This window comes from Microbispora sp. NPDC049633, assembly GCF_040675265.1.
In the GTDB taxonomy this organism is placed as follows: Bacteria; Actinomycetota; Actinomycetes; order Streptosporangiales; family Streptosporangiaceae; genus Microbispora; species Microbispora maris.
Genome location: NZ_JBFAOO010000236.1, coordinates 1 through 10,287, shown reverse-complemented (window position 1 = coordinate 10,287; position 10,287 = coordinate 1). Strand labels below are relative to the sequence as shown.

At 75.5% G+C, this 10,287-nt stretch carries 11 protein-coding genes; 6 read left to right on the top strand and 5 right to left on the bottom strand.

The features are described 5' to 3' along the window. Positions 1-827 (top strand): MFS transporter (locus AB0J39_RS34835; protein WP_363472602.1); only part of this gene is annotated, 827 nt, incomplete at its 5' end. Between the two features lie 48 nt (positions 828-875). On the opposite strand, the gene AB0J39_RS34830 is transcribed toward AB0J39_RS34835, so the two are convergent. Beyond that, positions 876-1,949 carry a methyltransferase domain-containing protein gene (locus AB0J39_RS34830; protein WP_363472600.1) on the bottom strand — a complete coding sequence of 358 codons (1,074 nt, stop codon included), beginning with the start codon at positions 1,947-1,949 and terminating at the stop codon, positions 876-878. A gap of 410 nt (positions 1,950-2,359) precedes the next feature. Here AB0J39_RS34830 and AB0J39_RS34825 point away from each other — a divergent pair, with 410 nt between their 5' ends. From AB0J39_RS34825 to AB0J39_RS34815, 3 genes are all read left to right on the top strand, one after another. Continuing rightward, complete coding sequence (locus tag AB0J39_RS34825; protein WP_363472598.1) at positions 2,360-3,172, top strand: putative protein N(5)-glutamine methyltransferase; 813 nt, start codon at positions 2,360-2,362, stop codon at positions 3,170-3,172. 72 nt (positions 3,173-3,244) lie between these two features. Beyond that, positions 3,245-4,129, top strand: coding sequence for a fructosamine kinase family protein (locus AB0J39_RS34820; protein WP_363472596.1), 885 nt, complete (start codon positions 3,245-3,247; stop codon positions 4,127-4,129). Between the two features lie 92 nt (positions 4,130-4,221). Continuing rightward, positions 4,222-5,178 carry an aminoglycoside 3'-phosphotransferase/choline kinase family protein gene (locus AB0J39_RS34815; RefSeq protein ID WP_363472594.1) on the top strand — a complete coding sequence of 319 codons (957 nt, stop codon included), beginning with the start codon at positions 4,222-4,224 and terminating at the stop codon, positions 5,176-5,178. A 53-nt stretch (positions 5,179-5,231) separates the two neighbouring features. On the opposite strand, the gene AB0J39_RS34810 is transcribed toward AB0J39_RS34815, so the two are convergent. The 3 genes from AB0J39_RS34810 to AB0J39_RS34800 form a co-directional block, all read right to left on the bottom strand. Then, a complete protein-coding gene (locus tag AB0J39_RS34810; RefSeq protein WP_363472592.1) occupies positions 5,232-5,945 on the bottom strand; it encodes a MerR family transcriptional regulator in 714 nt (237 codons plus the stop codon). A gap of 93 nt (positions 5,946-6,038) precedes the next feature. Continuing rightward, on the bottom strand, positions 6,039-7,298 hold the full coding sequence (locus AB0J39_RS34805; RefSeq protein WP_363472590.1) for an APC family permease: 1,260 nt from the start codon (positions 7,296-7,298) through the stop codon (positions 6,039-6,041). A 49-nt stretch (positions 7,299-7,347) separates the two neighbouring features. Continuing rightward, on the bottom strand, positions 7,348-8,022 hold the full coding sequence (locus AB0J39_RS34800) for a pyridoxal 5'-phosphate synthase (protein WP_363472588.1): 675 nt from the start codon (positions 8,020-8,022) through the stop codon (positions 7,348-7,350). Positions 8,023-8,145: 123 nt separating this feature from the next. On the opposite strand from AB0J39_RS34800, the gene AB0J39_RS34795 reads away from it, so the two are divergent. Together AB0J39_RS34795 and AB0J39_RS34790 are read left to right on the top strand one after the other, a co-directional pair. Then, positions 8,146-8,919 carry an ArsR family transcriptional regulator gene (locus AB0J39_RS34795; protein WP_363472586.1) on the top strand — a complete coding sequence of 258 codons (774 nt, stop codon included), beginning with the start codon at positions 8,146-8,148 and terminating at the stop codon, positions 8,917-8,919. Next, the gene (locus AB0J39_RS34790) at positions 8,916-9,296 is read left to right on the top strand and encodes a VOC family protein (protein ID WP_363472584.1); all 381 of its coding nucleotides are present in this window, start codon (positions 8,916-8,918) and stop codon (positions 9,294-9,296) included. The genes AB0J39_RS34795 and AB0J39_RS34790 overlap by 4 nt, the downstream gene beginning before the upstream one ends. 24 nt (positions 9,297-9,320) lie before the next feature. Here the strand turns inward: AB0J39_RS34790 and AB0J39_RS34785 are convergent. Further along, positions 9,321-10,287 (bottom strand): DUF6596 domain-containing protein (locus tag AB0J39_RS34785; RefSeq protein ID WP_363472581.1); only part of this gene is annotated, 967 nt, incomplete at its 5' end.

Genomic DNA, 10,287 nt, shown 5'->3' with positions numbered 1-10,287 from the left:
TGGACCTGACCGGTGCGGCGCTGCTCGCGGGCACGCTCGCGATCGGCGTGCACACGCTGGCGGGTGTGCCCGTCCACGGCTGGGCCGCGGCGCCGACGCTGCTCGGGCTGCTCGCCGTCGCGGGCCTGGCCGCCGTGTTCGTCGCGCACGAGCGCCGCGCGGCGCATCCGATCGTGCCCGCCGCGGTCGTCCGGTCGATGCCGGTGGCCGCGTCGTTGCTGCTCCTGCTGGCCGTCACGAGCGGCGTGTTCGGCGCGCTGTTCGCCGCCACCTTCGTGCTGCAGGAACGGCTCGGGCTCGATCCGCTCACGACGGGTCTACGGCTGCTTCCGGTCACGGTGGTCATGGTCCTCGGCGCGCCCGCGGCGGCCGCCGCCCTGCGCCGGTACGGCCCGCGCCGTACGGCGGTCACCGGGACCGCTCTGGCCGTCGTGGGCGTCGCGGGCGGGTCCGGGCTCGGCGCCGGCGGCCCCTGGGCGGCCACCGGCGCCGCGTTCGCCCTCGTGGGGGCGGGATTCGCGGCCGTGATGGTCACCGCTACCGGGACCGTCGTCGGCGACGCCCCGGCCGGGTACGCCGGAGTCGTCGGCGGGCTCAAACAGACCGTGATGAACATCGGTCCCAGCCTGGGCATCGCGGTGGCCGCCGGGGCGACAGCCCTCGACGCGCCCGTCGCGGCGGGCGCGCCGGGGTCCGGCCTCACGCTGCCGATCATGGCGGGGCTCGCCGCCCTCGGCCTGCTGCCGGCCGCGCTCCTGCCCGCCGGGCCCGCCCCGCGCCGCTCCCCCGAACCGGCCGGAGCGGCAGGAGACGCGCCCGCTTCCTAGCGCGTCCCCCGCCGCTGCCGCTGTGGGCGACGTACAGGTGAGCGCCTCTCAGCCCGGCCGTGGCGCGGTCCACCGGACCAGGAACGACTCCGCCCCGGCGACCCGTACGCGCTGCAGGTGCACGGGCGTGAGGCCGTGACGGATGCCCAGCGGCACCTCGCCGACGCCGGGCAGCAGGACCACGGCGGTCCCGCCGGGCGCGAGCACGCGGCGCATCTCCGCCCACCAGCGTCCGGCGGACGCGGCGAGCAGACCGCCCGGGGCCACCTGACCACCCCAGGGCGGGTTCGCCAGCACGCGGTGGGCGACGCCGTCCGGCACCGGCAGGCGGCCGGCGTCGGCCCGGGTCACGGCGACGGGCAGCCCCGCGGCGTTCTCCCTCGCCGCCGCCACCGCCCGCCCGGCCAGGTCGAACCCGCAGGCGCGGATGCCCGGCCGCTGCCGCACCGCCTCCACCAGCAGGGTGCCGGCGCCGCAGCAGGGATCGAGGACCGTGTCACCGGATTCGATGCCGGCCATGGCCACCATGGCGGCGGCGAGCGGGGGATGCAGGGTCCCCGGGACGGACCGCCGCTTGTAGGCCCGCCGGTGCAGCGGGCGCTCGGCGACGCGCAGCAGCAGCGTGGCCCGCTCCCCGTCGAGGGTGACCCGCCAGCCGCCGTGACCCGGCGGCGGCGCGCCACCGCGCCGCGAGTGGTAGCCGACCCCCAGCCGGGCGGCCAGAACCTGCCCGACCGCGTCCTCCACGTCGTACCGCGTGAAGTTGCGCCTGCCCAGGAACGACGCCGACACCTCGACGCCGGTGAGCGCGCCGGGGCCGCCGTGGTCGCGGCGCAGCCGCGTCAGGGCGGCGAGGTCGGCGGCGGCGGCGAGCTCCGCCAGCGCGGCGACCCCCGTGCGCGACGGGCCGATGTCGGCGCCCCGCGCGGCCAGCAGGAACACGTCGTCCGCCGTACGCAGGCCCATTACGAGACCGCGCGACGCGGGCGGCCGCGCCGCGCGGAAGTGCACCTCGCGATGCCCGATGTGAGTGATCATGCCGAGCCCGTGCCGCAGTATCTCGGCGGCGACCGTCGGCTCCAGCCCGTGGACGCACCGCGCCACCAGACTCGCCGCCGTCATGGGACGGTGGGAGCGCTGGGACGCGGAGCGAGGAAAGTGACAGCGCGAACGCGCATCGTGATCGTTGTTCTCCCGCGTCGGCCCGGGACGGCACGTCGCCGTCCCGCCTCGTCGGCGACGGGCAGGGCCTCGCTTCGCCGACGGCGGCTAGCGGAGGTGGAAGAAGAACGTGAACGTCACGGTCGCGATCCTAGGACCGGGCGAACCCCCCGATCAACGTCTTTGCTCGGGCCCGGCCCCGTGCCGCCGGGCGGGCGCTCTGGTGTAGGGTGCCGGTCACGGCGGCGACGACGCGAGGAGGTGAGCCCCATTACCGCTGAACAGGTCGGGTGCTCCCTTCTCCCCGCACGTACGGTCGCGTAGAGGCAGGCGACCACGGGAGCGCCCTCGGCACACCGGAAGGTTCTCCCTTGTCACTGTCCCTCTCCCCCGCTTTCTCCTCGGTCGTGGCCCGGTTGCGGGCCGCGGGGTGCGTTTTCGCCGAAGACGAGGCCCGTCTGCTGGTCTCCGCCGCGCGTACGCCCGTCGAGCTCGACGACATGGTGGACCGGCGCGCCCGCGGCCTGCCGTTGGAGCACGTCATCGGGTGGGCCGAGTTCTGCGGCCTGCGGCTGGCCGTCGACCCGGGGGTCTTCGTGCCCCGGCCGCGCACCGAGTTCCTGGTCCGCCAGGCCGCCGCGCTCGCCCGGCCGGGCGCCGTCGTCGTCGACCTGTGCTGCGGCTCGGGTGCGATGGGCGCGGCGCTGGCGGCCGTCGCCGGGCCGGTCGAGCTGCACGCCGTGGACGTCGACCCCGCGGCCGTACGCTGTGCCCGCCGCAACCTCGCCCCGGCGGACGGCAAGGTGGTCGGCACCGTGTACGAGGGCGACCTCTACGCGGCCCTGCCCGCCGCGCTGCGCGGCCGGGTGGACGTCCTGGTCGCCAGCCCGCCGTACGTGCCGACCGGCGCGATCGGGCTGCTGCCGCCGGAGGCGCGGGAGCACGAACCGCAGGTCGCGCTCGACGGCGGCGCGGACGGGCTCGACGTCGTACGGCGGGTCGTCGCCGGGGCGGCCGGCTGGCTCGCGCCGGGCGGGCACCTGCTGGTGGAGACGAGCGAGAGCCAGGCGGAGCAGACCGCCGAGGCCGTCGCCCGCACCGGGCTGGCCGCCCGCCTGACACACGACGACGAGCTGGACGCGACCGCCGTGATCGGCACCTGGCCGGGCGGCGCGCGCACATGACGCAGTGGGGATAATCGGTTGATCCACTCGGGACCCTCGTCCGGGTCGTCGGGGAGCAGAGGAGCGCATCCCGTGACAGAAACGACGTCTTTGCTGCTGGAACGCCTGCACGCGGCCGGCCTGACCGACGTCGTCGCGGTCGAGCCGGCCACCGGAGGCCTCGCCGCGACCGCGGGGCTCGCGCGCCGCGGTGACGGCACGCCGGTGTTCGTCAAGGCGTTCGGCGAGCCGCCGTCGGACGACGCCTTCGCGGCGGAGGCCGAAGGGCTGACCGTGCTGCGCGAGGCCGGCGGCGTCGCCACGCCCGAGATCATCCTGGCCGGCCGCGACCTGCTCGTGCTGTCCGCGCTGCGGCCCCGGCCGGGCACCGAGGCCTTCTGGGTGCGGCTGGCGCATGCGCTCGCCCGCCTGCACACCACCACAAGGCACCCCCGGTTCGGCTGGCATCGGGACAACTGGCTGGGCCGTCGCCGGCAGGTCAACACCTGGAACGACGACGGGTTCGCGTTCTTCGCCCAGCACCGTCTGCTGCGCTGGCTCGGTGAGCCCCGCGTCCGGGAGGCGCTCGACACCGCGGACCGGGCGGCGCTGGAGCGGCTGTGCGACCGGCTGCCCGAGCTGCTGCCGGTCAGGCCCGCATGCCTGACGCACGGCGATCTGTGGGCGCAGAACGTCATGGCCACCCCCGATGGGCGGCCCGCGCTGATCGACCCGGCCGTGTCGTACATGTGGGCCGAGGTCGACCTGGCCCACCTCTGGACGACGGCGCCGCCGCCCGAGGCGCACGTGTTCTTCGAGCTGTACGCCGAGCTGACCGGGCTCGACCGCGACTGGCGCGAACACATGCCGATCATCCAGCTACGCCAGCATTTGGCCGTGATCGCCCAGTTCGACCCCGACTGGGGTGCCGCCGACCTCGTGCGCGCCACCCTCGCCCCGTTCCGGAAGCGGCCGTGAGACCAGCTGAGGCCGGCCGAGGGCATCGGCCGGTTTCCGGGAGGAGACAAAGCGGTTGATCGGCTCCCGGGGCTCTCGTCTATCGTCGGGCCGTGCTTTCCGACGTGCGGCTTCCGCCGGCCGAGACCCAGGAGCAGTTCGTGGCCGTCCGGCGGGACGAGTCCCGTCTCGGCCCATCCGTCTCCGCCCTGCTGAGACATCTCGGGCTCGGCGGCGAACCCGTCGAGCGCTTCGCCGGCGGGTCGCTGCCGGTCTACGCGGTGGGCGACCGGCACGTGCTCAAGCTCTACCCCGAGGTCTACCTGCCCGAGCAGTACGACACGGAGCTGACCGTCCTGCGGGCCGTCGAGGGACGCCTGCCGGTCGCGACGCCGCGGGTGCTGGAGGCGGAGCATCTCGACGGGTGGAGCTGCATCCTGATGACCCGCCTGCCCGGGGAGAGCCTCGCCGAGGCCTGGCCGCGCATCCCCCGCGACGACCGGGTGGAGCTCGCCGCCGCCGTGGGCGAGACGCTCGCCGTGCTCCACTCGGTGTCCTCCCCCGGCCTCGACGCGGTCGTGGGGCCGCACGACTGGGACGGCTTCCTCCGTACCCGACGGGACGCGTGCGTGGCGCACCACCGCGCCGACGGGCTGGAGGAGGCCTGGCTGGCGCAGATCCCGGACTTCCTCGACAGCGTCGAGCTCACGCCGTCCGCGCCGGTGCTGCTGCACACGGAGGTGATGCGCGAGCACCTGATGGTCGTGCGCGACGGCGACGGCTGGCGGCTGTCGGGCCTGTTCGACTTCGAACCGGCGATGCGGGGCGCGCGGGAGTACGAGTTCGCGTCGGTGGGGCTGTTCCTGTCCTGCGGCGAGGGCGGGATCCTGCGCCGCCTGCTCCTCGCGTACGGTTACCGCGACCGCGACCTGGGCGAGGAACTGAGCAGGCGGCTGCTGGCCTACGCCCTGCTGCACCGGTACAGCAGCCTCGCCTGGTACCTGACCCGGTTGCCCGCGCCGCCGCGGCCCACCCTCGACCTCCTGGCCACGCACTGGTGGGCCCTGTAAGTGGTGGGCCCTGTGATGGGCAGGTGCTGTGGGGGCGCCGCCGTCCGGGCCCCCTACTCCGAGGTGCCGGCGACGTAGGCGTGCAGACGGGCGGAGCCTTCCAGCATGGCGACGGCCGTGGCGGCGAGGGCGGCCCGGCGTTCGGCCAGCGCCGCGCGCAGCGCCTCGGTGCTGCCGGTGCGGCGCAGGCCGTCGAGCACGTCGCCGATCCGCGACAGCGGATACCGGCCCTGCCGCAACATGTGGATCATGCGGGCGTCGCGGACCTCGGCCGGGCCGTACCACCGGTAGCCGGTGCCGGGCTCGCGCTGCGGGGTGAGCAGCCCGGCCTCCTCCCACACGCGCAGCGCCGAGGCGCGTACGCCGAGGAGCGCGGCCACCTCCCCGATCCGCAGGGGGGACTGCGAGGCCGCCGGGCCGCCGGGATCCTGCCCGGCCACCGCTTCGAGCGCCTCCCCCGTCGCCCGCAGGGCCAGCCGCTGCTGGTGCAGCGCGGCGTGGCAGGCGTCGACGAGGGCGAGCGCGCCCGCCAGGTCGCCGTCGTGGACGGCCAGCATGATCGAACGGGCGGCCTCCCAGCCGTACCCCTTGGCCAGCGCCCGGTAGGCGAGCAGGGCGTCGCGGTGCCGCGTGTCGAACCTGCGGTAGCCGGCCGCCGTCCGCTCGGCGGGCGGGAGGATGCCCGCGTCGGCGTAGTTGCGGATCTGCTGGGTGGAGACCCCCGCCTCCCGTGCCAGGTCGACCGGGCGCAGCGCCCTGCGGCTCATCGGGCCCGCCCCACGTCGACTGCTTTCACTATGGTTGAGACTCCGCCTCGCATCGGCTCATGGTAGCCGCCTGCGAGTCTCAAGCGATCCCCGTCAGGTGACGGCCTTGCGCACGGCGTAGACGACGGCGCCGGCGGCGAGCACGGAGGCCCCGGAGACCACCGAGGACAGGGGCAGGGCGAAGGCCAGGACCAGGCAACCGGCCAGGCCGAGGACGGGCACCGCCCGCGGCGGCCGTCCCTCGCCGGGCCCGAGGGTCCAGGCGGCGGCGTTGGCGATGGCGTAGTAGACCAGCACGCCGAAGGAGGAGAACCCGATCGCGCCGCGCAGGTCCGCGGTCGCGGCCAGGACCGCCACGACCGCGCCGACGGCCACCGCGGCGTGGTGGGGCACCCGGAACCGGGGATGGACGGCGGCCAGGACGTGCGGCAGGTGCCGGTCGCGGGCCATGGCCAGCGTGGTGCGGGACACCCCGAGGATCAGCGCGAGCAGCGAGCCGGTCGCGGCGACCGCGGCGCCCGCGCGCACGATTGGGGCGAGGCCGGGATGACCGGCCTCCCGCACGACGGCGGCCAGGGGTGCGACCGCGTCCGCCAGTCCCGTTCCGCCCAGCACGGCGAGCGCGGACACCGCGACCGCCGCGTAGACGACCAGGGTGAGCCCGAGCGCGAGCGGGATCGCGCGGGGAATGGTCCGCGCGGGGTCGCGCACCTCCTCCCCGAGGGTGGCGATGCGCGCGTAACCGGCGAAGGCGAAGAAGAGCAGGCCCGCCGCCTGCAGCACCCCGCCGGCGGTGACGCCGGCCCCGGCGCGCAGCTGCCCCGGGTCCGCCGCGCCGGAGGTCAGGCCCGTCACCACCACGGCGGCCAGCACCGCGACGACCACCCCGACGATGACCCGGGTGAGCCAGGCGCTCTTGTGGATCCCGGCGTAGTCGACCGCGGTCAGCGCCACCACGGCGGCCACCGCCACCAGGTGGGCCCGCTCCGGCCACACGTAGGCGCCCACGGTCAGCGCCATCGCCGCGCACGAGGCGGTCTTGCCGGTGACGAACGCCCACCCCGCCAGGTAGCCCCAGAACTCCCCCAGCCGCTCCCGTCCGTACACGTAGGTGCCGCCGGAGGCGGGGTGGCGCGCGGCCAGCCGGGCCGAGGAGGTCGCGTTGCAGTAGGCGACGACAGCCGCCAGGGCCAGCCCGAGCAGCAGCCCGGACCCCGCCGCGCGCGCCGCGGGCGCCAGGGCGGCGAAGATCCCCGCTCCGATCATCGAGCTCAGCCCGATGACCACGGCGTCGGGCAGGCCCAGCCGCCGCTCCAGCGGCCCCTGCCCGGAACCGGCCGGCGTGCCCGTCATGGCGACCTCCGGTGTCGAGGACCCTGCGGCTGCCGAGGGGCCTGGGGCTTCAGGGCCACAGGCGGTGACGCGTCCAGGCGCCGTCCGCGCGCGTGTAGCGCAGGCGGGTGTGCCGGCGGTCGCGGTCGGCCTGCCAGAACTCGACGTCGTCGGCGCGGACGCCGTAGACGGTCCATTCCGGCGCGACCACCTCGGGGTCGGCCTCGATCCGCGCGTGCGCCGCGCGGAGGGCGGCTTCGAGGTCGGACGGATCGTCCAGGACCTGCGACTGGCGGCCGGTCAGGGCGTCGGCGCGGGCTCCGGGGGAACGCGCGAGGAAGTCGGCGGCGCCGCGCCCGGCGTCCGCCGGGACGGCCGCGCCCCGCACCCGGATCTGGCGGCCCTGCTCGGGCCAGTAGAAGCTGAGCGCGGCGTACGGCGTGGCGGCAAGCTCCCGGCCTTTGCGGCTGCCCGCGCCGGTCGCGAAATACCAGGTGCCGTCCGCGTCGAGGTCCTTGCAGATCAGCACACGGGACGAAGGCCGCCCGCCGGCGTCGGCGGTCGCCAGCGCCATGGCGTGCGGTTCACGCACTCCCGCCTCGACGGCCGAGGTCAGCCATTCCACGAACAACTCGACCGGGTCGGCCGGCGCGGCGTCGACGTCGAACCCCGGCAGTTCGGTGTCGAAGACCGGAAGCCCCCGCAACAGATCGCGAATCGAATCCACCACAAGACTCCCCGCCATGATCACTCCTCCACTTCGAGCCCGCCGCGAGCCCGGCGCCTGCGTCCGATACGCCATGAGGCCACGGTCGGCCCGCCTCTTCGGCAGTGTTCCATCAAATGCGTTTGATGTATTGTCCGGGTCATGGCGTCGTCCGAGCAAGCCCTTCCGGCCTTCGTGCGCCTGGCGGCCCACACGCTGCGCTGGCGGCTGTTGACCGAGCTCGCAGTCGGTGACCTGCGGGTCCGTGAGCTGATGACACGGGTCGGGGCGCCGCAGAACCTGGTCTCCTACCACCTGCGGCTGCTGCGCGACGGCGGCCTGGTCACCGCCACACGAAGCAGCCACGACGGCCGCGACAGTTACTACCGGCTCAACCTGGACCGCTGCGCGCAGGCCCTGGCGGGCGCCGGGGCCGCCCTGCATCCCGTGCTGGGCGGCGTTCCCGAGCCGCCGGCGTCTCCCCCACGGTTGCCCCGTCTGTCGGTGCTGTTCGCCTGCACGGGAAACAGCGCCCGCTCACCGATCGCCGAAGCTCTGCTCCGCTGTCACACCGCCGGTCAGGTGACCGTGACCAGCGCCGGCAGCCGGCCCCGCCCGCAGATGCACCCGCAGGTCGTACGGGTGCTGCGCGAGCAGTACGGCATCGACATCGCCGACAGGCGGCCCCGCCATCTGGACGCGCTGCGCGGTCGCCGGTTCGACTACGTCATCACGCTGTGCGACAAGGTCCGCGAGGCCTGTCCCGAGTTCGGCGACCACGCGCGGTGCGTCCATTGGAGCATCCCCGACCCGGCCGCGGCGGGCCGGTCGGAGCAGGACGTCCACGCCGCGATCGGCCAAGCGACGGCGGACATCGACACGCGCGTCCGTCACCTACTGCCCGTCCTGGCCCAGACCACGGAGGTTCACTCATGACCGCGACGGACCGCTACGCCTGCGTCCGCTACGTCGTCGACGACGTCCAGGCGGCCGTCGGCTTCTACACCACCCATCTCGGCTTCACCCTTAACAGCAGCGCGGCACCCGCCTTCGCCGACGTGGTGCGAGGGCCGCTGCGGCTGCTGCTGTCCGGGCCCGCCAGCTCCGGCGCCCGCGCCACCCCCGCCGACGTCTCCGGCGCGGGCCGCAACCGCATCCACCTCGCCGTCGACGACCTGGACGCCGAGATCGCCCGGCTTCGCGCCGCGGGCCTGTCATTCCGGGGGGACGTGGTCGCCGGCCCCGGCGGCCGGCAGATCCTGCTCCCCGACCCCGCCGGCAATCTCGTCGAACTGTTCCAGCCCCGTTCCTGACCCGGCCCGCCGGGCGACCGGCGGTCAGGCGTCGCCGCCGGGCGCCGGCGGCAGGCGGGCCGCACGGGCGTTGAGATAGCGCCGGCGCGGCAGGCTCGCCGCCCGCCGGGCCGCCGTGAGGTAGGCCTCCCGCGCCGTTGCCCGCTCCCCCGCCATCTCCAGCAGGTGCGCGCGCACCGCGGGCAGGCGGTGGTCGCGGGCGAGCCGCTCGTCGTCCTCCAGCCCCGCGAGCAGATCCAGCCCCGCCCGCGGGCCCCGGCTCATCGCCACCGCGACCGCGTGGTTCAGCGCCGTCACGGGATTGGCCGACATCCCGGTCAGCACCGCGTACAGCGCGGCGATCTGCGGCCAGTCGGTCGACTCCGCGCTCGGCGCCTCGTCGTGCAGGGCGGCGATCGCCGCCTGGATCTGGTACGGCCCGGGCACGCCCCGGGACAGAGCGGCGTCGACCAGCGCCACGCCCTCGGCGACGCGGGCGGCGTCCCACAGGGTCCGGTCCTGCTCGGCCATCGGGATCGGCGTGCCGTCAGGGGCGGCGCGGGCCGCACGGCGGGCATCGGTGAGCAGCATGAGCGCGAGCAGCCCGGCCACCTCGCCGTCGCCGGGCAGCAGCCGGTGGAGGATGCGCGCCAGCCGGATCGCCTCGGCGGCCAGGTCCTCCCGGCGAGGCCCGGCCCCGCCGGCGTCCCCGGAGTACCCCTCGGTGAAGACCAGGTAGAGCACGTGGAGGACGGCGCGCAGCCACGCATCGCGGTCGGCGCCCGCGGGCATGCCGAACGGAATGCCGCTGTCCCTGATGCGCTGCTTGGCCCGGGTGATGCGCCGGGTCATGGTCGTCTCCGGCACCAGGAACGCCCGTGCGATCTGCGCGGTGGTCAGGCCGCCGACCGCACGCAGGGTGAGGGCGATCTGCGAGGCGGGCGACAGCGCGGGATGGCAGCACATGAACAGCAGGGTCAGCGTGTCGTCGGCCGCGGACGTGTCCGCGGCG

Bases quoted from the DNA above. Each gene is read 5' to 3' on its own strand.
- AB0J39_RS34830 (WP_363472600.1), bottom strand. From the start codon at position 1,949: ATGACGGCGGCGAGTCTGGTGGCGCGGTGCGTCCACGGGCTGGAGCCG.
- AB0J39_RS34810 (WP_363472592.1), bottom strand. From the start codon at position 5,945: ATGAGCCGCAGGGCGCTGCGCCCGGTCGACCTGGCACGGGAGGCGGGG.
- AB0J39_RS34805 (WP_363472590.1), bottom strand. From the start codon at position 7,298: ATGACGGGCACGCCGGCCGGTTCCGGGCAGGGGCCGCTGGAGCGGCGG.
- AB0J39_RS34800 (WP_363472588.1), bottom strand. From the start codon at position 8,022: ATGGCGGGGAGTCTTGTGGTGGATTCGATTCGCGATCTGTTGCGGGGG.
- AB0J39_RS34795 (WP_363472586.1), top strand. From the start codon at position 8,146: ATGGCGTCGTCCGAGCAAGCCCTTCCGGCCTTCGTGCGCCTGGCGGCC.
- AB0J39_RS34790 (WP_363472584.1), top strand. From the start codon at position 8,916: ATGACCGCGACGGACCGCTACGCCTGCGTCCGCTACGTCGTCGACGAC.